Origin of the sequence: Vibrio sp. zbq_1 (assembly GCF_043102935.1) — a bacterium.
GTDB classification, from domain to species: domain Bacteria; phylum Pseudomonadota; class Gammaproteobacteria; order Enterobacterales; family Vibrionaceae; genus Vibrio; species Vibrio parahaemolyticus.
Map to the genome: position 1 here is coordinate 544,891 of NZ_JBICJH010000015.1, position 21,315 is coordinate 566,205.

General features: G+C 48.0%; 22 protein-coding genes. 9 read left to right on the forward strand and 13 right to left on the reverse strand.

The genetic code is table 11. From position 1 onward, the window contains the following. Positions 1-65: 65 nt before the first annotated feature. The gene (locus ACF8CV_RS10410) at positions 66-1,913 is read right to left on the reverse strand and encodes a M3 family metallopeptidase (protein ID WP_138938181.1); all 1,848 of its coding nucleotides are present in this window, start codon (positions 1,911-1,913) and stop codon (positions 66-68) included. A 231-nt stretch (positions 1,914-2,144) separates the two neighbouring features. Here ACF8CV_RS10410 and ACF8CV_RS10415 point away from each other — a divergent pair, with 231 nt between their 5' ends. After that, positions 2,145-2,507 carry a hypothetical protein gene (locus ACF8CV_RS10415; protein ID WP_025541972.1) on the forward strand — a complete coding sequence of 121 codons (363 nt, stop codon included), beginning with the start codon at positions 2,145-2,147 and terminating at the stop codon, positions 2,505-2,507. An 83-nt stretch (positions 2,508-2,590) separates the two neighbouring features. Here ACF8CV_RS10415 and ACF8CV_RS10420 read toward each other — a convergent pair whose 3' ends face one another. Beyond that, positions 2,591-2,764: a hypothetical protein gene (locus tag ACF8CV_RS10420; RefSeq protein ID WP_005460772.1), complete on the reverse strand. Its 174-nt coding sequence runs from the start codon at positions 2,762-2,764 to the stop codon at positions 2,591-2,593. A 240-nt stretch (positions 2,765-3,004) separates the two neighbouring features. On the opposite strand from ACF8CV_RS10420, the gene ACF8CV_RS10425 reads away from it, so the two are divergent. The 3 genes from ACF8CV_RS10425 (at position 3,005) to ACF8CV_RS10435 (ending at position 6,811) form a co-directional block, all read left to right on the forward strand. Then, the gene (locus ACF8CV_RS10425) at positions 3,005-4,147 is read left to right on the forward strand and encodes a sugar diacid recognition domain-containing protein (protein WP_005460816.1); all 1,143 of its coding nucleotides are present in this window, start codon (positions 3,005-3,007) and stop codon (positions 4,145-4,147) included. Positions 4,148-4,305: 158 nt separating this feature from the next. Beyond that, positions 4,306-5,658, forward strand: coding sequence for a GntP family permease (locus ACF8CV_RS10430; protein WP_138938182.1), 1,353 nt, complete (start codon positions 4,306-4,308; stop codon positions 5,656-5,658). A 16-nt stretch (positions 5,659-5,674) separates the two neighbouring features. Then, the gene (locus ACF8CV_RS10435) at positions 5,675-6,811 is read left to right on the forward strand and encodes a glycerate kinase (RefSeq protein WP_138938183.1); all 1,137 of its coding nucleotides are present in this window, start codon (positions 5,675-5,677) and stop codon (positions 6,809-6,811) included. Positions 6,812-6,907: 96 nt separating this feature from the next. Here ACF8CV_RS10435 and ACF8CV_RS10440 read toward each other — a convergent pair whose 3' ends face one another. Next, positions 6,908-8,344, reverse strand: a complete 1,437-nt coding sequence (locus ACF8CV_RS10440) for a PLP-dependent aminotransferase family protein (RefSeq protein WP_017447022.1) — start codon at positions 8,342-8,344, stop codon at positions 6,908-6,910. Between the two features lie 92 nt (positions 8,345-8,436). On the opposite strand from ACF8CV_RS10440, the gene ACF8CV_RS10445 reads away from it, so the two are divergent. The 3 genes from ACF8CV_RS10445 to ACF8CV_RS10455 all read left to right on the forward strand — a co-directional run bounded on the left by ACF8CV_RS10445 (position 8,437) and on the right by ACF8CV_RS10455 (position 10,434). After that, positions 8,437-9,336, forward strand: coding sequence for a DMT family transporter (locus ACF8CV_RS10445; protein WP_138938184.1), 900 nt, complete (start codon positions 8,437-8,439; stop codon positions 9,334-9,336). A gap of 67 nt (positions 9,337-9,403) precedes the next feature. Beyond that, positions 9,404-9,691 carry a hypothetical protein gene (locus ACF8CV_RS10450; protein WP_005459922.1) on the forward strand — a complete coding sequence of 96 codons (288 nt, stop codon included), beginning with the start codon at positions 9,404-9,406 and terminating at the stop codon, positions 9,689-9,691. Between the two features lie 152 nt (positions 9,692-9,843). After that, the gene (locus ACF8CV_RS10455; RefSeq protein ID WP_268866113.1) at positions 9,844-10,434 is read left to right on the forward strand and encodes a type II secretion system protein; all 591 of its coding nucleotides are present in this window, start codon (positions 9,844-9,846) and stop codon (positions 10,432-10,434) included. Positions 10,435-10,471: 37 nt separating this feature from the next. Here the strand turns inward: ACF8CV_RS10455 and ACF8CV_RS10460 are convergent, their stop codons facing one another. The 5 genes from ACF8CV_RS10460 to ACF8CV_RS10480 form a co-directional block, all read right to left on the reverse strand. After that, positions 10,472-10,999, reverse strand: coding sequence for a GNAT family N-acetyltransferase (locus ACF8CV_RS10460; RefSeq protein WP_005487103.1), 528 nt, complete (start codon positions 10,997-10,999; stop codon positions 10,472-10,474). Positions 11,000-11,028: 29 nt separating this feature from the next. Then, positions 11,029-11,496 carry an HAD family hydrolase gene (locus tag ACF8CV_RS10465; RefSeq protein WP_015312789.1) on the reverse strand — a complete coding sequence of 156 codons (468 nt, stop codon included), beginning with the start codon at positions 11,494-11,496 and terminating at the stop codon, positions 11,029-11,031. A 149-nt stretch (positions 11,497-11,645) separates the two neighbouring features. After that, positions 11,646-12,116 carry a GNAT family N-acetyltransferase gene (locus ACF8CV_RS10470; RefSeq protein WP_020838400.1) on the reverse strand — a complete coding sequence of 157 codons (471 nt, stop codon included), beginning with the start codon at positions 12,114-12,116 and terminating at the stop codon, positions 11,646-11,648. Position 12,117: 1 nt separating this feature from the next. Further along, on the reverse strand, positions 12,118-12,849 hold the full coding sequence (locus ACF8CV_RS10475; RefSeq protein WP_025524969.1) for a glucose 1-dehydrogenase: 732 nt from the start codon (positions 12,847-12,849) through the stop codon (positions 12,118-12,120). 9 nt (positions 12,850-12,858) lie between these two features. Continuing rightward, complete coding sequence (locus ACF8CV_RS10480; protein WP_025524971.1) at positions 12,859-13,374, reverse strand: GNAT family N-acetyltransferase; 516 nt, start codon at positions 13,372-13,374, stop codon at positions 12,859-12,861. Between the two features lie 270 nt (positions 13,375-13,644). On the opposite strand from ACF8CV_RS10480, the gene ACF8CV_RS10485 reads away from it, so the two are divergent. Continuing rightward, on the forward strand, positions 13,645-14,739 hold the full coding sequence (locus ACF8CV_RS10485; RefSeq protein WP_015312793.1) for a NapC/NirT family cytochrome c: 1,095 nt from the start codon (positions 13,645-13,647) through the stop codon (positions 14,737-14,739). Between the two features lie 22 nt (positions 14,740-14,761). After that, entirely contained in the window at positions 14,762-17,209 is a 2,448-nt protein-coding gene (locus ACF8CV_RS10490) for a trimethylamine-N-oxide reductase 2 (RefSeq protein WP_025604436.1), read from the forward strand. A gap of 69 nt (positions 17,210-17,278) precedes the next feature. On the opposite strand, the gene ACF8CV_RS10495 is transcribed toward ACF8CV_RS10490, so the two are convergent. The 5 genes from ACF8CV_RS10495 to ACF8CV_RS10515 form a co-directional block, all read right to left on the reverse strand. Continuing rightward, positions 17,279-18,004, reverse strand: a complete 726-nt coding sequence (locus ACF8CV_RS10495) for a phosphatase PAP2 family protein (RefSeq protein ID WP_138938187.1) — start codon at positions 18,002-18,004, stop codon at positions 17,279-17,281. A 182-nt stretch (positions 18,005-18,186) separates the two neighbouring features. Beyond that, on the reverse strand, positions 18,187-18,801 hold the full coding sequence (thiE, locus tag ACF8CV_RS10500) for a thiamine phosphate synthase (protein WP_021821247.1): 615 nt from the start codon (positions 18,799-18,801) through the stop codon (positions 18,187-18,189). Between the two features lie 63 nt (positions 18,802-18,864). Continuing rightward, the gene (thiM, locus tag ACF8CV_RS10505; protein ID WP_025635258.1) at positions 18,865-19,656 is read right to left on the reverse strand and encodes a hydroxyethylthiazole kinase; all 792 of its coding nucleotides are present in this window, start codon (positions 19,654-19,656) and stop codon (positions 18,865-18,867) included. 18 nt (positions 19,657-19,674) lie between these two features. Continuing rightward, positions 19,675-20,337, reverse strand: coding sequence for a thiaminase II (tenA, locus tag ACF8CV_RS10510; RefSeq protein WP_006740999.1), 663 nt, complete (start codon positions 20,335-20,337; stop codon positions 19,675-19,677). Positions 20,338-20,355: 18 nt separating this feature from the next. Further along, positions 20,356-21,306, reverse strand: coding sequence for an ABC transporter substrate-binding protein (locus ACF8CV_RS10515; protein ID WP_025525480.1), 951 nt, complete (start codon positions 21,304-21,306; stop codon positions 20,356-20,358). Between the last annotated feature and the right edge of the window lie 9 nt (positions 21,307-21,315).

Here is a 21,315-nt window from a genome sequence, read left to right on the forward strand (position 1 = left end):
GGCGCTTCCTTTTATTGTGCTTTAATAGTAAAAAGCCAGAAGCGTGGCTTCTGGCTCTTGGCGTGTTATCGACCGTAAGTCTCTACGATGTAACGTTCAAAATCGTCACACATTTGTTCGTCAGAGATGGCGTTGCTTGCCAGTTCTGTACTGCCGTCGACGACTTTAATCGTCGCGTTCAGTGAAGCGACTGGTGCTCGTTCTCGTGTTGCAAGTGAGTCGATTTTCTTCTGCTGCACTTCCCACGCCTGTTCTGGGGATAGGTTACACACGTCTGCAAGGTACTTGGCGTTAAAGCCTTCACCAGTCAGGCTGACAATGGTTTCGTTGTGCGACAAATGATTGCCTGCGTGCCAGTAGTGTTTTGCCAACAGTGGGCCAATTTCTGGGTTATCCGTCAGGTAGCCAAACTGCTCAAGGAAGTATGCACGGGTCTGATACACCGCCATGTGCGCGAGTAGATAACCTTGGTATGCACAAGCCGCTTCGTCAGATAGCAAATGTGGAATCGCCATCAGTGGGCGAGGGCTGCATTCCAAACCAAGGATCTGTTTTTCACAATCGCGAGCCAGCTTAGTGATGTGCTCTGGCGTTAACTCATCATCGCTAAGTTGATATAACGCGCGCTCAAAGTAAGGCACAACCAAGATGCTACGTTCTTCATAAGCTTTGAATGGCTGACGACTGTTGATCATCGCTTGAATTGTCTCATCAGGAACCGAATTCCCTTCATCATCCAGTGCGTACTGTTTTAGCCAATCGGCATCGGTTAACAGGCTGTCACAGAACATCGACTGAGTTTCTGCATAAGCCATCGACGTCGGCGCAAACTCCTGCGAAAAACAAGGCGCGTTCATTTTTACGTTCGCAAAGTGTGCTGCGTGGCCACCTTCGTGGAACAGCGTGTTAATGCCATCGTAGCCGCTGCCCACTTGGTCTGGTTTGGCATTGCTGGTGAAGTTCACCTGTGCTGCGACCCATTCGCCTTGATTGTAGAAAGAAGGGATCGGGCCGTGGCAGAACCCGTTCGGGTACTTACCTTTGCGGTCTAACAAATCCAGCGTTAGCGTCGCGCCAGAGTAATCAATATTCAGACGACCAAACGATTCTACCCAGCGTCTCAGAGATTTAGAGAACGGCACGTATGGGTCAAGGTCACGCATGACGTCACCCGCGAACGAGTAAACAAAGTTGAAGCCAGTGAGTGCGCTTGCGCCTTTCTCTTTCGCCAAGTTTTCTAAGCTGTTTAGGTGCGCATCTCGCGTGCGTTGTTCGAAATCTTCCAAAATCTCGAATAGCTGCTCAGAGCTCATCTTTTCCGTTTTTTGCACGGAGTAATCAAAGAAGGTCGCATAACCCAGTGAGCGAGCGAACTGGTTGCGCAGTTTGATCAGTTCTATAAAGCCGTTTTGCAGTAGCCATTGTTCAAGGTTCAGCAACGCTTGATGAGCCGATTGGCGAACTTCTTCATGATTGCTGGTGCGAATGGTTGAGCTCAATACTGGCAGTGAGCCTTCTACTTGCTCGCCGTTTTCATCGGTAAACGTTTGTACGTGGTTCTGTTTTTTCTCGAATAGCTCAGCTTCAAAGGCAATGAGCTGATTTTTCAACGCTTGTGCTTTTTCGCCCTCGATTGCGTGAGATTCAAACATCGCTAGCCAACCAGAAAGGCCCGTAATGGTTTGTTGTTTCTCTTGTGGGTCGGTAATTGAGTCCGCGGCTTCAAGCTGTTGTTTGATGGCAGTAATTTGCTCGGCGTTGCTCAAAAAGCTTGTCCACGCCGTTTGTGCTTGCGTCGAGCCATCATGGTCATCGCTTATACCCATGTAAGTTTCCCAAAAGAAATCTTCTTTGGTGCGGTGAATCGCGAGGTAACGTTGATTGAGGTCGTTGAGATAATCCGTTGCGGTCATTTTGATCCTTCAAATGGTTTCGTTATGTAGACAGTTGATTATTGCACGCTTGGCAGCGAGAAAGGAGCGACAATCTCATTTGTCGATTTTGCATCGCGTAAACGTGATTTTACTATTTGTTTACATTTTAAATGGTTAGTAGGTTATTTGTTGTGGCGCACCTTACGTTTGGGCGCTGATGGTATACAATTTATAAAATTTCTTGTTGCGGTCGTACAAAGCGGAAACGAAATGATAAATAAAGAAAAAATAACGTTGCTTACGCTAGGAGTGGTTTTAGCGGGATGTTCGTCAGTGACGGCTCCTAAAAAGGATGCCATTGAGAGTATTCAGCAAAAATGTGCGGTCATTCTGAGTAGTGATGTTTCTGATGATCACCGTTGGCAGGTGTATAACGAGCTGATGCAAGAATATGCGGTACATGCCATTAAAACTCAGGCTCAACTTGACCGTTTTGAAGCGTTTGTTCAACGAGTGCAAAGTGATGATTCAGGTCAGCTGATTACTGAGCTGATTGAAGTCACTGACTGGGGATGCTCAAACGGCAATTATCTTGAAGAGATGGATATGTTCATTCAAGAGGTTCAAAAGTAAAAAACCGAGCGTTAAGTCGCTCGGTTTTTTGTTTTTGTAGCACTCTTTTTTGTAGGCTCTAGTGCGCTGGCTCATCGGGACGTTTACTCTTCTGGGTACTCGCCCATACCCTCAGTTTTGCCTTCTGCTTTCCAGTGCTCATTGGCATCATAAGCTTCATCGCATAAGTCCACGGTGTAGCCCATTTCAGTAATTTCTTTCAAAGTGAGGTTGTCAGCAATTTTGGCAATTTCGCCTGCTTTATTACGCAATTCCATCGTGTTTCCTCCGTTATCGCTCACTTGCAGCAACGTGACTACAACGCCTAGTAACAAGGCATCGAAGTCTCTTTGCTTTAAGTATATATCCCTCTGTTCAAAATGACGGATTAAACCCTTTTTTATGTGTGGTTAAGGCGTAATGATTTGAGCTACGCCTGCAATTTGCATCGACAGCATCGCGATAGCAGGCTATTTGTGATTTATTGAGTGATTCATTTATAAGTTTGGAAAATCGAAATGGTGATTCTCGACCACTCCTTAGCACAGCAAATTGTTGATCGAACCATGTCCATCATTGGTCACAATGTGAATGTGATGAACTCAGCAGGCATCATTATTGGCAGTGGCGATCCCAAACGCGTTGGGCAAGTGCATGATGGCGCGGTATTGGCGTTGAATCACGGCGATTCACTAGAGCTGAATGAGCAGCAATGTTTGACGTTGCAGGGTGTCAAACCCGGAATCAATATGCTGTTGAAATTGCATGGCGACGTGGTCGGTATTGTTGGTGTGACAGGCGAGCCAGAGAAAATCCGAGATTTTGCCAAACTGGTCAAAATGACCGCTGAATTGACAATCGAGCAAGCTGCGCTGGTGGAAAAATTTCAGTGGGACAGACGTCATCGCGAAGAGTTTATTCTGGCTTGGATCAATGGGAAATTGACCGATGAAGAGCTAAAAGATTGGGCGATGCGTCTTTCTATCGATGTTACTCAACCACGGGTGGCAACGGTGATTGAAGTCTCGACGCCGTCCGCCTCGAAAAGCATGAAGAGTGTGCGCAATATTGTTGAGCTGCTTGAATACCCAGAGCGTAACAACCTAGTTGCGATTGTCTCAGTGAATGAAATTGTGGTGCTGAAACCGTGTCATTCCGCCAAGCAGTGGGATAGCCAAATCGAAAGTGAACGCATTGATAAGTTGATGTCGCGTTTAAGCGATCACGATTCGCATACGTTTCACATTGCGCTAGGGCAGCTGTTTAATGAGCCTAAAGATGTCGCGTTGTCATACCAAAGCGCGAAGCAGGTATTAGCCATTGGCAAGCAATTCTACCCAGAGAAACGTAAGTACCTGTTCGATGAACTTCGTTTGCCTGTGCTGTTAGCGCCGTTGGCGGATATTTGGCAAGGTGAACAAATTATTGATGGCGTGAAACGGTTGAAAGAGAAAGACAAATCTGGGCAATTACTGAAAACCCTAGATGCATTGTTTGAATGCAATGGCAATGTGACAGAATGCTCTAAAATGCTGTTTATTCATCGGAACACACTGCGTTATCGGCTAGAAAAAATCACCGAGATAACAGGGCTGCCAACCACCAATTTTGTGGGGTTAGCGGAGCTTTATATTGCGACTCGGCTCTCAAAAATGGCGTGATATTGTGCATTTGCACAATACGCGTCATTTTTTGACCACATCATTTGTCACTCCGCCTAAAGGAATTCTAAAGCAAACGATTAATAATTCATGCGTCCCTACATGTTGAGTGAGCCAACACGGACTCGCTCAGCAAAATAAGAATAAATGGAGTTATCATGAACCTTATATTAATCCTGCTCGGGGTGATCGCATTTATTGTGCTCACGACCACCAAATTCAAATTACATCCCTTTTTAGCGCTGATCATCGCGGCGTTCCTTGCGGCATTTGCTTACGGCTTACCGGCAGATAGCATTGCCAAAACCATTGCTTCTGGCTTTGGCGGCATCCTTGGTTACATTGGTTTGGTTATCGTTTTAGGTACCATCATCGGTGTTATTTTGGAGAAAAGTGGTGCGGCGATCACTATGGCCGATACGGTCATCAAAGTGTTGGGTGAGCGTTTCCCAACATTGACTATGAGTATCATCGGTTACATCGTTTCTGTTCCGGTATTTTGTGATTCAGGCTTTGTCATTCTGAACTCGCTCAAAGAATCACTCGCGAAGCGTTTAAAAACCTCAAGCGTTGCGATGAGTGTGGCGTTGGCTGCTGGCCTATACGCGACGCACACGTTTGTGCCGCCAACTCCTGGCCCGATTGCCGCTGCGGGTAACTTAGGCCTGGAATCTAACCTTGGTTTAGTGATTGGTGTGGGTGTGTTTGTTGCAGCGGTTGCGGCGCTAGCGGGTATGTTGTGGGCGAACCGATTCCAACATGTTGAACCAGATGGCATTGAAGCCGCAGAGGAAATTCAGCATGACTGGCAAGCACTCAAAGCGTCTTACGGCAAATTGCCAACGGCGAGCCAAGCATTCGCTCCTATTTTTGTTCCAATCTTATTGATCTGTTTTGGCTCTATCGCGAAATTCCCAAGCCTACCGCTGGGCGAAGGTTTTGTGTTTGATGTTCTGACTTTCTTAGGACAGCCACTAACGGCATTGGTGATTGGCCTGTTCCTTTCTGTTCGCCTACTCAAGTCAGACAACAAGATTGAAGAATTTGGCGAGCGAATCAGCCAAGGTATTACGGCTGCTGCGCCTATTCTTTTGATTACCGGTGCGGGTGGCGCATTTGGCGCGGTATTAAAAGCAACGCCGCTAGGTGAATACTTGGGGACGACGTTATCAGCGCTGGGCGTGGGTATTTTCATGCCATTTATCGTTGCGGCTGCGCTAAAATCGGCGCAAGGTTCGTCAACGGTTGCATTGGTGACCACATCGGCTTTGGTTGCGCCTATGCTTACGCAATTGGGGCTAGATTCAGAAATGGGCCGCGTATTAACGGTGATGGCGATCGGTGCAGGTGCGATGACGGTTTCTCATGCAAACGACAGCTTCTTTTGGGTAGTTTCGCAGTTTAGCCGCATGTCGGTGGGCTTAGCCTACCGCGCGCAAACCATGGCTACGCTCGTTCAAGGTGTCACGGCAATGGCATTGGTGTACATTTTGAGTCTCGTTCTCTTATAAGTCTCTGGAAATACGTATGAAAGTGGTAATTGCACCTGATTCATTTAAAGAAAGCTTAACCGCCAAACAAGTGAGCGAGGCGATCAAAACGGGTCTTGCTCGCGTATGGCATGATGCCGAGTTTGTTACGGTTCCGGTCGCAGACGGAGGCGAAGGCACGGTTCAATCTTTGATAGATGCAACTCAAGGCGAACAAGTCTTCACAACAGTGACTGCGCCATTAGGGAATGATGTTGAAGCGTTTTATGGCATCCTCGGCGACGGCGAAACTGCGGTTATTGAAATGGCGGAGGCCAGTGGGCTACACCTTGTGCCGAGTGACGCTCGCGACCCAAAACTGACCAGCAGCATTGGTACCGGACAGCTGATCAAACACGCGCTAGACAGAGGTATTCAACGCTTAATCATTGGTTTGGGCGGCAGCGCTACCAATGATGGTGGCGTGGGCATGTTGACCGCGTTGGGGGTAACGTTTCTTGATGAATCTGGCCATGCAATTACCCCAAATGGAGGCGGGTTAGCGGCGCTTGCATCCATCGATATTTCTGGTCTTGACCCGCGCTTAGCTGCTTGCGAAGTGTTGGTAGCGTGCGATGTTGATAACCCACTCTGTGGCGACAAAGGCGCGTCGGCTATCTTTGGCCCGCAAAAGGGAGCGACAGCGTCAGACGTCACTCTGCTCGATAACGCATTGCGCAAGTTTGGCGAGTTGACGGAACAAGCGACGGGTAAGCACGTACTGACTCGTGAAGGGGCGGGTGCTGCTGGTGGTATGGGCGCGGCCTTGCTCGGGTACACGCCAGCACGTTTGCAACCGGGAATTGAGATTGTGCTTGAAACGGTCAAGCTTGCTCAGCATGTTGCGGATGCGGATATCGTATTCACAGGCGAGGGTCGCATCGATCATCAAACCGCACATGGCAAAACGCCGATGGGCGTTGCTAAGGTGGCCAAGCAGTTTAATTTACCAGTCATTGCATTAGCAGGCTGTGTGGGCGACAACTATCAGGCGGTTTATGAGTGCGGTATTGATGCGGTGTTTGCTTGCGTACCAAGGGCGATGAGCTTATCTGAGGCCATGAAAGAGGCCGACGTCAACGTTGCCAATTTAGCCGAAAACGTCGCGAGAATGTGGCAAATTAAGTCGCACTGAGGGCGATAACGATACGAGAAAACTCCACCTTTGCGTGGAGTTTTTTGTTGTTACCTGTTTGCGTGTGTGGGCATAAGTTCATTTAGCAAGAGCGAGTTAACAGACATGCTTTGCTATCAACTTTGCCAGTGTTTGCATCGCGTGACTCCAATCGGTTTCATGACCAAAGTTTGCCACGCTGATGCGCACGCAATGTCGATATTGCTCTTGAGTGCCAAATACGGTGCCGGGAAGTAGGCTGATTCTGTGCTTATTGCACGCTTGATACAACGCATAACTGTCCGTGTCTTCGGGCAGGCGTAACCAAAGCAAGAACGAGCCTTGCACGGCGTTGATCTGGTATCGATTTTTTAGAGATTCGTATTCATCTAAGTATTGATGAAGCATCTGGATAAATCGGCGCATGTTGTTTTGATAAACCCGACCCATTCGCGCAGTATGCGTTCGATACTTGCCTGACGTTAGAAACGTTGCCACGGCAGATTGCATCAGGTTCAAACTGCCCATGTTCTCACACAGTAGATATTGCTCAATTTGATCTCGATATCGCCCCGCCAACATCCAACCAATTCTCAAACGCGAATCGAGTGTTTTGGATAACGAATTCACGTAAATCACGCGTTGCTTGTCATCGAGCAAGCTCAAGCTTGGCAACGGCTTATCATAACTTAACCCGCCAAACACATCGTCTTCGATAATAGGAACATTGCCGGACGCCAAGAGCAATTGCTGGCGCTTTTCTAACGGCATCATGGCACCAGTAGGGTTGGTGAAGTTTGGTGTTACGATGATCGCTCTTATGTCCCATGTCGCCATTGCTTTTGCTAAGGCTTCGGGGCACATACCGTCTCGTGGGCAACTCGGGATTTCCACCACTTTGAGGCCGAGTGATTCGAGCATCAATAAGTTTCCAAAATAACAAGGAGACTCCACCGCGACGATATCGCCTTTTTGTGTCGTTGCGCGCAGCGCTAGGCTTATTGCTTGTTGCGCGCCGTGCGTCACCATGATTTCATCCAATTTGGCTGGCGTGCCCAAATCTTGCGTGATTTTCGCCAGTTGTTTGATTAAGAGGTGATCTCCGGGTGGCAACTGGTAATGGCTCGGTACATGCGTTTGCTGGCGGCTGTGACGGCCAATCTCGGCGTACAAGCTTTTGATCGCGGGGGAATCAATGTTTGGGTGGGCAGAGCCAGCGGGCAAACGCTCTTGGTATTCAGGGTACGTGAGTATTTCTTTACAGATCGAGAGCAAATCCACACGAGTCGGATCCGGAATTGAGCGAGAGGTCGGCAAGGCGATTTTCACTCGATAACCCGATTTGGGAACCGAGTACACCAAGTTTTGCGCTTCCAGCTCTTGATATGCACGAATCACGGTGTTTTTGCTGACGTTTAACTCTTGGCTCAATGAGCGAATGGAGGGCAGTCGATCATCCGCTTGATAAACGCCACCATTGATGGCTTGTTTGAGGTGTTTTTCCACCACGAGGTACTTATTCCCTTCACCGCTTCCCAATAAATCTGTACCCATAAAAACACTTCCATCTGTCACTTTTTGAAAACACTGTACCTAATTACATTAGCAGCATCTCAAAACATAAAGCAAGCGTGAGTGAGGCGAACATGTTAATCCGAGCCATCCCTTTTGTATTTGTCATCCTTTGGGCTTCTGGATTTGTTGGTGCGCGTTTTGGTTTGCAATATGCCGAGCCAGCGACACTACTTTCTATCCGTATGGCATTCAATGTCTTACTGTTTTTGGTTCTTGTGGCGGTATTGCGTAGAAGGTTGCCGACAGGAACAGATTTTTGGCACAGCTGCGTGGTTGGGGCGTTAATCCACGGTTTCTATCTGGGCGGTACTTATTTCGCTATCGCTTTGGGTATGCCTGCGGGGTTGAGTTCGTTGCTGGTGGGCATTCAGCCGATTTTAACCGCGGCTTTGCTGGTTGCGTTTGTCCGTGAGGAATTTAAACCCTCGCAATGTCTGGGTTTGGCTCTTGGTTTTGTCGGTATCGCTATGGTGTTGATGGGCAAAATGGAGTGGCAATCCGAGCAGCACAAAGTGTTGGCCATTGGTTTGTGTTTATTGGCTTTGGTTGGTATCACGCTAGGGACGCTGTATCAGAAAAAACATTGCCAACAAGTGGACATGGTTGGTGGTGCGACAGTGCAATATTTGGCCGCGCTCATCATGTTTCTGCCTGTTGCGATGCAGTTTGAAACCATGCAAGTGCAATGGGAAATGGAGTTTATTTTTACCGTGTTGTGGTTGGTCGTCGTGCTCTCTTGTGTGGCGATTCTATTGTTGCTGTACATGGTGAGAAATGGGGCGTCTTCGAGTGTGGCGTCTGTGTTTTACCTAGTGCCGCCAACGACGGCGATTCAAGCTTGGCTCGCGTTTGGAGAGTCGTTTGATTGGATGGGCATTTCTGGCTTTGTCCTAGCGGCTACGGCGGTGTATTTGGTGGTTAAAAAACCAGATCTGACGATAAAAAAGGCTATCAAAACGGAATATACCTAAATTAGGTAGGGACATTCACGTGCCAGTGAGTACAATTCTGCTTCATCTTAATCCGTGGAGCAGAGTGATGACGGCAAAGCCAGACCGAATGACCGCGATGCGTAATATCATCGACCAAGTAAAAGCTGAACTACCGATTTACGAACCGGAAACCTTTGTGTGTGGGCCGGAGGGGCAGTGCATCGGTTGTCCGAAGAAGTTACTGGAAATGGTGGATTCAGAGCTGAGCTATTGGGAATCGGCTATGGAGCGCGGCATTGTTCCGCAATTCGATGAAATTCGTCGTTTTGGCAAAATGTGCACGAATGTTCGTCGTGGTCTGGTGCGAAATAATGTGCCTTTACTCAATAGCTAGAGAGTAAAATCGTCTAATATCTGATACATAGCGTCGTTTTGTTGCACTGCTCTTTGGCTACTGTTCTCAAGTTTGAGTGGTGTTTGTCTCTTCTTACCCCTTGGGCCTTTAATCGTAAGAAATTGGCGATATATTGGCTCGGTCTCACATGGATGTGGGGCTATTGTCTTGGGCTAGTTGAGATAGGAAACGTGAAATCAAAGGGATTTACGCTGATGGAAATCACCATAGTGCTCACCACTTTGGCTTTCATCGCATTAGCTGCTTTACCAGTACTACTCTATATTCATCGCCAAGCATACGCTGCGATGCTGCACAGTTCTCAGTCTTCTTTAGGTACGGCTCTCAAATTCTTCCATGCTCAATCTGTGATTGATAACGCTTACGACCAAGAGCACGTTCACTACATTGACCGACAAGTCAAAACACGCAAAGGCATGCCAGAAGCCAGCGCCGACAGTATTCGTGCTTTATTAGAAATAGACCTGCCTGCCAGAGGCTACTCGAAAATTGACGTGCCGTGCAAAGGCAGTGATTTTTGTATCATCGGTCAGCAGCACCCGAACAGCGCTCATTTTGTCGCGATTCCTGATTATCAGTTCTTAGATAAATCGGGTGTTGATCGCGTGGTGTACATTTGGCCGCAGGGTTACACATTGGCAGAAGAAGCGTGCTACTTCTACTATGTGAATCAAGCCTCGACCGATTCAATTGTTCGAGGGCATGTGACGCAAGGGTGTTAGTCCCAATTAAGCTTTGTGAAAAACGGTTATCGAGAATCTACAAATCGGGGTTGTTCGAACGGCGTTGCGCTTTATTCAATACCATTTTTTGACTCATTAAGACCTTGCCATTTGGCAAGATCACTTCCCCAAGTTCTCCCTGATGTTCAAACCCAAAGCGTTTATACAAAGCAATCGCTGGTGTGTTGGTTTTGTATACGTTGAGTACGATTTGGTCATAGCCAAACGCCCAACCGCGCGCGATTGCCATTGATAATAATTTCCGTCCTAATCCTTTGCCTCGGTAGTTTTTGTCGATGTGAATACCAAGAATACCGACGCGAATGAGCTGCCCGCCTTCGTAACCGCACATTTCTGCAGGGAAAATTTCAACGCTGCCGATAAGCTCTTGGCGGTCAAACGCGACAAACTGAGGGATGGATTCGTTCTCAACACGTTGCAGGATGCTACGAAGTGTTGCGTTATCGGGGGCTGGAGAAATCAAAAACTCCCCCTCGGAGTACACCCGATTCCACAGCGCGGTGAAGCGCTCGAGATCGCTCACCTTGATGGGTCTGATTTGCATTCATCTTCCTTGATTAGTGCAGGTAACGGTTAGGGTATAAGCTCAGATAAACAGCGAATTTGATTGGGAATGGGCTCGGCTGGTGCATCAGCGCCCGTTGGGTTAAACCAAATGGTGTTTACGCCCGCTTGCATGGCGGGATAAATGTCTTTGTGAGGTAAATCGCCGACCATGGTTATTTCACTCACGTTAACCCCTAACTGTTTTGCGACGGCGAGATAAAACTCAGGTTGGTTTTTAGCGATACCGAGGTTGGCAAAACAAAAATAGCCATTTAAGAATTGGTCCAAGTCGACACGGACGAATGCACGCTGAACCTCTTCCATGTTGGAGTCAGACGCACTGGTCGCAATGTAAATGGGATTATTTTGGGAAAGAACTGCTAGCGTTTCTGTGGCCTGAGGAACCGTTTCTACGTGTTCCCAATCGCACATTTTTCCTTGTGCGTGAGGGAAATCTACCATCAAGGTGTTCCCCCAATCGAAAAGATAAATCATGTTCGAATCTCCTTTATACCCAAGCATTTTGAAGTCACTTAGGTATATCAGTACATCATATCGCCTTTTCTAAAATCGGGGGACAAATCGAAGTGATAAATGCGATTTAGTCGGCTTTAGTCGTGAAAAGCGTTTAATTGCTGCTATCGTTACAAATGTTTCAGCATAATGCGTGAGTTAGTTTTAAAACCTTGATTATCGTAAAAACGCTGTGCTGGCTGATTGAATTCCATCACTTCCAATCGAACTTGCGTGGCATTGGCATCGCGCGCCCATTGCTCGCAAGCTTGGAGCAGTTGACGACCGATTCCTTGCTGTTTTTGCTCTTCATCGACAACGATCGTCCCCACGCGGCAAATTGGGTCTTTGATCAGAAAACTGACGGTGTCGTTTTGGGTGATCATCGCGGTTAAGAAGCCAAGAATTTGCTGTTCACGTTCGGCAACCAAAAAGAGTCGCTCTTTGTTCTCTAGTGCTTGCGCAAGAAATTCGCGATCAGCTTCTGAAGGCGCAACAAAGGCTTCTGGCGCATTCGCAAAATGCAGTGAATTGATCTGCAAATTAAGCTGAAAAATTCCGTCTAAATCCTTGGGAGTAGCTTGTCGGATATGGATTTGCATTCTATCTGCCCCCAGCAATATCGATAAATGATCCTGTGACATAAGAAGCTTCGTCACTCAGTAGCCAAGCGATCGCATTCGCCACTTCTTCTACTGTGCCGCCGCGTTTAAGAGGAATTTGAGGGCTCAGTCTATCCACTCGGTTTGGTTCTCCGCCGTCGGCATGCATATCGGTATAAATGAAACCAGGTCGAACGCCATTGACGCGAATATTGCGCTCTGCCAACTCGAGCGAGAGCCCTTTAGTTAAGGTATCCATCGCGCCTTTTGATGTGGCGTAATCAACATACTCAAATGGCGCGCCTGAGCGTGACGCTCCAGAGGAGACATTCACAATGGCACCGCCCGCACTGAATCGCTTCGCCGCTTCTCGACAGCAGAGAAAACAACTGACGACATTCGTGTTCATCACAGTTTGGAAGCGCTCCAAGCTGATGTCGGCCAAAGGCGATTGGGTAAACAGCACGCCCACGTTGTTGACCAAGTGCGTCACTACACCAAATTCGCGCTCTGTTTCCTCAAACAAGGAGAGCACTTGCTGCTCATCGGCTACGTCTGCGGCGATGGCAATGGCTTTTCCGCCGTTTGCTTGTATTTCTGCCACAACTTGGTCGGCGGCCTCTTGCTGAGTGCGGTAATTAACACAAACGCGATAGCCTTGCTCGGCCAGCTTTTTCGCAGTTGCGGCTCCAATGCCTCGGCTTGCGCCGGTAACGATGACTACTTTATTCAAAATACGTCCTTATTTTTGTCGCGAGTAGATTTTATCGGCGTAGTGTTTGCCTCCGATTTGGTATGCGTCTGGAATGACTTGAGAGAGTTCGAAGCCGCATTTTGTGAGCACGCGCTCTGATGCGACATTTCCTTCGGTCACTGTGGCTGAAAAGCGGAGGATATCGTGCGTGGTTTCTGCCCAGTGCAGCAAAGCATTAAGTGTTTCTGTGCCGAATTGCTGGCCATGAAACTCGGGCAGCAGCAAATAGCCCACTTCGGCTTTGTCTTCCTCTAGTACAAAACCCGTGATCCCAATAGGTTGTTGAGTATTTGCATCGAAAATGGTCAAGCACAACCAATGGTCACACTCTGGTGTCCAGCTCGCTAAACGAGATTCAAACTTGTCGCGTAACACTCGCTCGTCAGGTTTATCGAAGCAGAGAGCGATGACACTCGGCTCGATATGTAAACGCTGAAATAGCGCCCAATCTTCTGCTCTGATCGGGCTCATTTTGGTTCTGGGTGTAGATATGAGAGTCGACATGCACATCCTTAATGCATCGAGTTGAATTGCCAGTCTCTCATTCTCTTAGCTTATTGATCAAACCGTTCAATTTAGAAAAGTGATTTATGTTGTGAATGTCGAATTGTGCAAAAAATTTGCGTTAGATATGAATTCATGGGAGCTAAATAACGAAATTTCATTCTTGAGACGCAGAGAGCAACACGGTAATGATGTGGATCAAGAGTTATCTACCCACAAAGTAGTAATTTGCGACCTATAATTACATTTTATTTGGAAGTGTTGCGAATTATGTCAATAAAAAAACGATATATTGCATTGCTAGTTGCTGCTGGCGTTGGTGTGGGTTGGTTAACTTTGGGCGGCAGTGCAGCGGTGATGCACTACACGTCTGACACTGAGTTTTGTGTCTCATGCCACTCTATGGAAATCCCTTATAAAGAGTATCAAGGCTCAGTTCACTTCAGTAATGCAAAGGGCATTCGCGCGGAATGTTCTGACTGTCATATTCCTCAAGAACCAATGGATTACCTGATCACCAAAATTCGTGCGTCGAAAGACATTTACCACGAATTTGTGACAGGCAAGATCGACACGCCAGAGAAATACGAAGCACATCGTAAAGATATGGCTGAAACTGTATGGGCTCAGTTCCGTGAAAATGATTCAGCGACGTGTCGTTCGTGTCATGATTTCGATGCAATGGAAGAGTTTGAGCAATCACGCGATGCGGCGAAGATGCACGAATACGCGAAAGCGAACGATCAAACGTGTATCGATTGTCACAAAGGTGTGGCTCACTTTGCACCAGAAGCAGAGCTAGACAGCAAAGCATTCGAAACGCTGATGAGCTTCACGACGAAGACAGCTGCTAACGCGAAGGTAGTTTACCCAGTAACGACGATTAATATGGGTGAAATGGGTACCATCAATCCAACAACAAAACTGGAAGTGATGAGCGCGGAAGGCGACAACCGCACTGTTAAGTTGAATGCATTCCAAATGAAAGGCGCAGAACAAGTGCTTTACATGGGAGAAGGTCAACGTGCCATCGTAGCTACGCTAACAGAGCAAGGCCAACAAGCGCTTGAAGCTGGTGAATTTGAGGCGGATGTTTACGGCAACGAATGGCGCTCGGTTTCTCTAACAGGTGCTATTGATTCTCCAGTTGTAGACACGCTTGATCCAGTATGGTCATACGCAGAAGAGTTGGACAACGTTTACTGTGCCACTTGTCACGCGAAAATTCCTTCAAATCACTTCACAGTGAATGCATGGGGACCGGTAGCGAAAAGTATGGGTGATCGAACTGATATTTCAGCCGAGAACCTAGAAATTCTAACCAAGTTCTTCCAGCACCACGCGAAAGATGTGGTTGGTCACTAACGATAAATAGAAGGATAAGATTATGACTAATATGACCCGTCGCGGATTTCTAAAAGGCACTGGTATGGCGGCTGGTGCAATGGCATTCACTTCATTTTCACCTATGTCTGTTGCGTCTTCTAATGCTCGCGGCAAAGGCATTCTAACGGCGGGCCGCATGGGCCCAATGTTGTGTGAAGTACAAGATGGTAAGTTGGTTTCGACCACCAATGCTCTGCCTCAAACGGTACCAAATAGCCTACAAAGCACCGGTCCTGACCAAGTGCACACTAAAGCGCGTGTTAAGTACCCAATGGTACGTAAAGGCTACTTGGCAAACCCATCGGCTCCCGAAGGCGTTCGTGGCAGCGATGAATTTGTACGCGTGTCTTGGGATGAGGCTTACAAGCTGATCCACGAACAGCACATGCGCATTCGTAACGAATATGGCCCGGCTTCTGTATTTGCAGGCTCTTACGGCTGGCGTTCAAGTGGCGTGCTGCACAAAGCACAAACCTTGCTGCAACGTTACATGAGCATGGCGGGTGGCTATTCAGGCCACTTGGGTGACTACTCAACGGGCGCTGCACAGATCATCATGCCGCACGTTGTGGGCTCTATCGAAGTGTACGAGCAACAAACCACGTACCCAGTGGTATTAGAGCACAGCGATGTGGTTGTGCTTTGGGGCTTAAACCCAATCAACACTCTAAAAATCGCGTGGAGCTCAACAGACTGTGCTGGTCTTGAATTCTTCCATCAATTGAAAAAATCAGGCAAGACGGTTATTGCGATTGACCCTATTCGTTCTGAAACCATTGAATTCTTTGGCGAGAATGCGGAGTGGATTGCTCCTCACCCAATGACCGACGTGGCAATGATGATGGGTATCGCACACACCTTAGTGAAACAAGGTAAGCACGATAAAGCCTTCCTCGATAAATACACCGCAGGTTACGATAAGTTTGAAGCGTACCTGATGGGCGAAGAAGACGGCGTAGAAAAATCAGCAGAATGGGCATCACAAATCTGTGGCGTACCTGCGAAGCAACTTGAGCTATTGGCTGACATCTTCAGTAAAAACCGCACCATGCTGATGGCGGGTTGGGGCATGCAGCGCCAACAATACGGTGAGCAGCGTCACTGGATGCTGGTTACACTGGCAACGATGTTGGGTCAAATCGGTTTACCGGGCGGTGGTTTTGGTTTCTCTTATCACTACTCAAACGGTGGTAACCCTGCTCGTGATGCTGGCGTACTTCCTGCGATTTCGGCATCACTGGGTGGTGGCTCTTCTGCGGGTAACGACTGGGCAGTGTCTGGCGCGGTGCAAAGCTTCCCTGTGGCGCGTATTGTCGAGGCGTTGGAAAACCCAGGTCAATCCTACCATCACAACGGTCATGAACTGACGTTCCCGAACATTAAGATGATTTGGTGGGCTGGCGGTGCAAACTTTACTCACCACCAAGACACCAACCGCTTGATTAAAGCGTGGCAAAAGCCTGAGCTGATCGTGATTTCAGAGCCTTACTGGACGGCGGCTGCGAAGCATGCGGACATCGTTCTGCCAATCACCACATCGTTCGAGCGTAACGACTTAACGATGACGGGTGACTACAGTAACCAACACTTGGTGCCAATGAAGCAAGTGGTTGAGCCGCAAGGTGAAGCGCGTAATGACTTCGATGTATTCGCGGACATGGCAGAGATGTTAGCACCGGGTGGCCGTGATGTGTACACCGAAGGCAAAACTGAAATGGAATGGTTGTACGGCTTCTACAAGGCGGCGCAACAAGGTGGCCGTGGTTCTCGCATTGCAATGCCGAACTTCAGCAAGTTCTGGGAAGATAACCAACTGATCGAGATGAAGTGGAACGAGAAGAACGCCCAGTTTGTTCGTTACGCGGATTTCCGTGAAGACCCGATCATGAACCCGCTAGGTACGCCAAGTGGTAAGATTGAAATCTTCTCGAAAACCATTGAAGGTTACCAGTTGGAAGACTGTCCTCCACATCCAACGTGGATGGCACCAACCGAGTACACCGGCAATGCAAAAGATGGCGAGTTGCAGCTAATGACCGCGCACGCAGCGCATCGTCTACACAGCCAATTTAACTACGCGAAGATTCGCGAAGAGTACGCAATTGCAAACCGTGAACCTATTTGGATTCACCCTGAAGATGCGAAAGCGCGTGGTATTAAAACGGGCGATCTAGTTCGTGCGTTTAACGACCGTGGTCAAGTATTGGTTGGCGCGGAAGTGACTGACCGAATCAAGCAAGGTTCAGTATGTATTCATGAAGGCGGTTGGCCGGATTTGGATCCGAAAACCGGCATTTGTAAGAACGGCGGTTGTAACGTGTTAACGTTGGATATTCCGACCTCTCGACTTGCAAACGGCTGTGCGGCGAACTCGGCACTGGTTCGTATTGAAAAATACACTGGCCCAGAATTAGAACTAACAGCGTTTGAACCACCAAAAAATGGCTAGAAAAAAGTAGCGCTTGAAAGCAAGAAGCCAGCGAATCGCTGGCTTCTTTTTTTCTAGTAATCGTTCACATTAGCGTGAAGCAAGAGAAACAAACGGCATCTGTTTCTTAATTTGAAATGTCGGGATTAAAGTAAATACAATCGCGACAAACAAGACCGAGCCTATTAAATCTTCAGGGCGATGCATGCCCAGCCATAAGCGGCTATATGCGACACTCATTCCCCACATCCATAATGACAGTGCAGAGATATAGCACTTGTTCTGTAAGAACAACCCACCAAAGAAAGCCAAACAAATCGAAACGAAAATCGTATGGCCCGACGGGAAAGAATAGTCTTTCTCGCCTTGCCAATGGCGCGTCCGCCAATCACTGACTTGTTCAGAAATCTGGTTAATTACGTTGGCTTGTTGCTTTGTATCCAACTGATAAAACGTTTCTGGTGTTTCAATCAATTGTTCTGCTGCGAGCAATTCCGTGTACGGGCGTGGGCTTTCTGTCATCAGTTTTAGCCCCGTTTTGCTGGCAAAGCCAATCACAAGTAACAGCCCTAACATTGAGAGCTTTTGCATCCACTCAATGCGACTTGGTTTAAAGCGAAATAAAGAAAGCAGTAGCAGTGTTAACGTAATTAAAAAGCCTTTGCTGCCAGCAGAATCTGTGAGCAAAGTAAAAGTAATACCCAGACTTTCAGGCACCTGTGAGGTGAGATCGTGATAAGAGCCAAACAGCGACATTGGGATGATGCCAAGAACAAACAAGGCGAGCATCATCAATCCATATTTTTTGGTTTTCATTGAGAGCGTTTTGTTTTTATTGAGGGTTATTCAACCACGTGAAAATAAGGGACTTATCTTACGTTATCTGGCGTGAAAAACTTATCAACGCTTTGTCAATTTGACGAGAGAATGAAGGTTGAGTGATGAATTGATGACATTTATCCGGAAGGTAAAGGCGCTCATCCTTAAGCGCTGGGGTCTTAATCCATCAGAGAAAGTAAGTATTCTGCTGCTTTGGTTGGGTTTTCTGCATGACAAATGGCAGAAACCAAAGCCAAACCATGTACACCTGTCGCACTCAGGGCAGGAATGTTGGTTTCGTTGATGCCACCAATAGCGACGATTGGTAAGGACGTGGTGTTCAACGCCATCTTCAAACCTCCAATACCCCAGTGTTTTTTGGTGTTGGTTTTGGTCGGCGTAGCGAAGATGGCACTCAAGCCGATGTAATCAATGGGCAGAGAATCCGCCTCTGCCAGTTGATCTTCAGTCTCAATCGATAAGCCGAGAATCTTGTTTGGGCCAATCAATTGACGAGCGATCTCTGCTGGCATGTCTGACTGCCCGAGGTGAACACCATCGGCATCGACGGCAAGGGCAACATCAACACGATCATTGATGATTAACGGGACGCCAGTGCCTTCAAGGATCGTCTTCACGGCTTGAGCTCGTTCAATAAATGCACGAACGTCACCATGTTTTTCGCGCACCTGTACCATGGTGACCCCACCTTCTACCGCCTTTCTTACAACGTGTTTGAGAGTGGATAAATCTTGTTGGTCGTCGGTGACCAAATACAAACGATAGGCGTTCATTGTGTTTCCTTTCGCCTCCCACTTTCGTTGGAGTGAGAGGCGTTTAAAGCATTGAGAAGCGATTTATCTCACTTGTAATTTAAGGCGTGTTGCCAGTGTTTCTTCATCCAGTTGGTAAAGCTCATCCAAAAGATGCATTTGCAAGCTACCTGGCCCTCGCGCTTGCTCAGCCGCAATTTCACCCACAACGCCAAGCACCGCTGCCGCAGCAAGGCCCGTTTCGTCACCGATTGCTGCGAAAGCGCCAGTCAGTGCCGTTAGTGTGCAGCCCATGCCCGTTACGTATGGCATCATCTCGTGACCATTATTCAGCTGTATGGTTTGCTCTTTTGTCACTATGTAGTCAGTTTCGCCGGAGATCACCACGCTCGCTCCGTATTCTTCAACTAAGAAGTGAGCCGCCCCAAGGGCTGCATCACTACTGTCGAGTGCATCTACACCTTTGCTTTGTGCTTGCTCACCAGCGAGAGCAATGATTTCGGAAGCATTACCACGAATGATTAACTTGTTTGCAAGGCGGGCGATTTCGCGCGAGGTTTCGGTGCGCAGTGAACTTGCACCGCAACCGACAGGGTCGAGCACAACAATTTTACCGTTCGAATTGGCTTGCTCGACGGCATAGCTCATGCGCGGCGTCCAAACGCTGTCTAGGGTGCCGATGTTGATCACCAAAGCGCCAGCAAACGACATCATTTCTGCCATTTCTTGCTTTGAATGCGCCATGATTGGCGAAGCACCGATAGCCAACAAAGCGTTCGCCGTGTTGTTCATCACCACGTAGTTGGTAATGTTCACGACTAAAGGCTTTTGCTGACGCACTGCGGTTAATGCTTGAGTGATTTGTTCTATTAACATGAGATTCTCCAATTAACCTTATTGTGCGTTTAGACCTTGTTGCCAAAACGCCACTTCCATACGCGTTGCAGTTTTGAAGACCTGAATCAGGTTTTGACCGCGCTGGCTGTGGATGTCGATTTCAGCCAGCAACTGGTTAAAGTGTTCGGCCCCACTTGCCACGCCTGATTGGAACTCTTCACCGCCGTACAAGTTAATCCAACTTGCATAAGGATTGCCTTCGAATACCGTGTTTTCATCTTCAATCAGCATTTTACCAATGACGGCGTAGCCGATGGAGCAAGGGGCGAGCGCGGCATACAAGTCAACTAAGTCGCCCGTCATTCCCGCATCCAGTACGTAGCGCGTGTAAGCCACCGTACCAAAATCTTCCGGCTCGTTTTCGAGATCAGATTCCGTCAATCCCCACTGACCGCAGTAGGTCACATGGTGGGCAATCTCTGAATCTAAAAGCGCATGTACACTTGGTAGTGCGCGGCGCATGTCGTCTAACGTACGTGCTTTGTAGATTGCCAGCGCATAAGCTCGCGCGTACTGTTTTAGGAATAAGAAATCTTGTTTCAAGTAATGCAGAAAACAAGGTTGAGCCAGTGTGCCTTTGGCTAATTGCTGCACGAAGGCATGCTCGGTGTATTCTTGCCAATCTTGGCGGCAAGCGTCGATCAAATCTTGGTATTTCATAATGAGACTGCCTCGTAATTAGTCAAAGCTCGGTACGTAATCTTTCGCTTTTGGTAGCGTTTCGATGATTTTTTGTGAGTACATGAACTCGGCGTAATCGTCATAGCGTTTTAGGTCGACTGCTGATGGGCGAAGCGCGAAACGAGTTAACGTGTCATTCCAAGCGCGTTGGTTGAGCTCGTTGTTTAGCGTGTCTGGTGAGTAAGCGACAAACTCTTTCCAAGACTCTTTAGGGTGGTTGACGATGTAAGTGGTCGCTTGCTCCAGCGCTTTGTTGAACGCTTTAATAGCCGCTTTGTCGTAGGTTTTTGCATTCGCCACAAACACCAGTTCGTCATACGCTGGTACGCCGTGTTCTTCTGGGAAGAAGGCTTTGGCTTTGTAGCCTTCTAGCGCAAGTTGGTTGGTTTCGAAGTTGCGCAGGCCGCCCCAAATGGCGTCCACTTTGCCGGATGCGAGAGAGGAAGAGAGTGCCCAGCCGACGTTGATGATTTGCACGTCAGAAAACTTCACGCTCTCCTGTGCAAGCATGGTGCCGATTGTCGCCTCTTCGTTACCTGCGATCGCAATACCGATCTTCTTGCCTTTAAGGTCGCCAAGGTTGTCGTTCTTACCGTTATCCAACACCATCAACGTGTTAAGTGGCGTTGCGATAAGCGTTGCTGAGCGAATCAACGGTAAGCCAGCCGCTACGTCGATGGTTAAGCTCGGCTGGTATGAAATCGCCATATCGACTTTGCCAGCCGCAACTAGTTTGGGTGGTGTGCTTGGGTCGGCGGGTTCTTGGATATTGACCTTCAAACCTTGCTGTTTAAAGTAGCCGCGCTCTTGTGCGATCACGATAGGGCCATGGTTCGGGTTAACGAACCAATCCAGCATTAAAGTAAGCTCTTTTTCGGCAGCAAGTACGTTAGTTGAAACCATTGAAGCGAGCAGAGCGGCAGCGCTCATGAGTTTGTTTTTATTCACGGGGTTCTT

What these genes read in the sequence shown, in the direction of transcription:
- ACF8CV_RS10410 (WP_138938181.1), bottom strand. Translation starts at nt 1,913, where the DNA reads ATGACCGCAACGGATTATCTCAACGACCTCAATCAACGTTACCTCGCG.
- ACF8CV_RS10415 (WP_025541972.1), top strand. Translation starts at nt 2,145, where the DNA reads ATGATAAATAAAGAAAAAATAACGTTGCTTACGCTAGGAGTGGTTTTA.
- ACF8CV_RS10420 (WP_005460772.1), bottom strand. Translation starts at nt 2,764, where the DNA reads ATGGAATTGCGTAATAAAGCAGGCGAAATTGCCAAAATTGCTGACAAC.
- ACF8CV_RS10425 (WP_005460816.1), top strand. Translation starts at nt 3,005, where the DNA reads ATGGTGATTCTCGACCACTCCTTAGCACAGCAAATTGTTGATCGAACC.
- ACF8CV_RS10430 (WP_138938182.1), top strand. Translation starts at nt 4,306, where the DNA reads ATGAACCTTATATTAATCCTGCTCGGGGTGATCGCATTTATTGTGCTC.
- ACF8CV_RS10435 (WP_138938183.1), top strand. Translation starts at nt 5,675, where the DNA reads ATGAAAGTGGTAATTGCACCTGATTCATTTAAAGAAAGCTTAACCGCC.
- ACF8CV_RS10440 (WP_017447022.1), bottom strand. Translation starts at nt 8,344, where the DNA reads ATGGGTACAGATTTATTGGGAAGCGGTGAAGGGAATAAGTACCTCGTG.
- ACF8CV_RS10445 (WP_138938184.1), top strand. Translation starts at nt 8,437, where the DNA reads ATGTTAATCCGAGCCATCCCTTTTGTATTTGTCATCCTTTGGGCTTCT.
- ACF8CV_RS10450 (WP_005459922.1), top strand. Translation starts at nt 9,404, where the DNA reads ATGACGGCAAAGCCAGACCGAATGACCGCGATGCGTAATATCATCGAC.
- ACF8CV_RS10455 (WP_268866113.1), top strand. Translation starts at nt 9,844, where the DNA reads ATGTGGGGCTATTGTCTTGGGCTAGTTGAGATAGGAAACGTGAAATCA.
- ACF8CV_RS10460 (WP_005487103.1), bottom strand. Translation starts at nt 10,999, where the DNA reads ATGCAAATCAGACCCATCAAGGTGAGCGATCTCGAGCGCTTCACCGCG.
- ACF8CV_RS10465 (WP_015312789.1), bottom strand. Translation starts at nt 11,496, where the DNA reads ATGATTTATCTTTTCGATTGGGGGAACACCTTGATGGTAGATTTCCCT.
- ACF8CV_RS10470 (WP_020838400.1), bottom strand. Translation starts at nt 12,116, where the DNA reads ATGCAAATCCATATCCGACAAGCTACTCCCAAGGATTTAGACGGAATT.
- ACF8CV_RS10480 (WP_025524971.1), bottom strand. Translation starts at nt 13,374, where the DNA reads ATGTCGACTCTCATATCTACACCCAGAACCAAAATGAGCCCGATCAGA.
- ACF8CV_RS10485 (WP_015312793.1), top strand. Translation starts at nt 13,645, where the DNA reads ATGTCAATAAAAAAACGATATATTGCATTGCTAGTTGCTGCTGGCGTT.
- ACF8CV_RS10490 (WP_025604436.1), top strand. Translation starts at nt 14,762, where the DNA reads ATGACTAATATGACCCGTCGCGGATTTCTAAAAGGCACTGGTATGGCG.
- ACF8CV_RS10495 (WP_138938187.1), bottom strand. Translation starts at nt 18,004, where the DNA reads ATGAAAACCAAAAAATATGGATTGATGATGCTCGCCTTGTTTGTTCTT.
- thiE (WP_021821247.1), bottom strand. Translation starts at nt 18,801, where the DNA reads ATGAACGCCTATCGTTTGTATTTGGTCACCGACGACCAACAAGATTTA.
- thiM (WP_025635258.1), bottom strand. Translation starts at nt 19,656, where the DNA reads ATGTTAATAGAACAAATCACTCAAGCATTAACCGCAGTGCGTCAGCAA.
- tenA (WP_006740999.1), bottom strand. Translation starts at nt 20,337, where the DNA reads ATGAAATACCAAGATTTGATCGACGCTTGCCGCCAAGATTGGCAAGAA.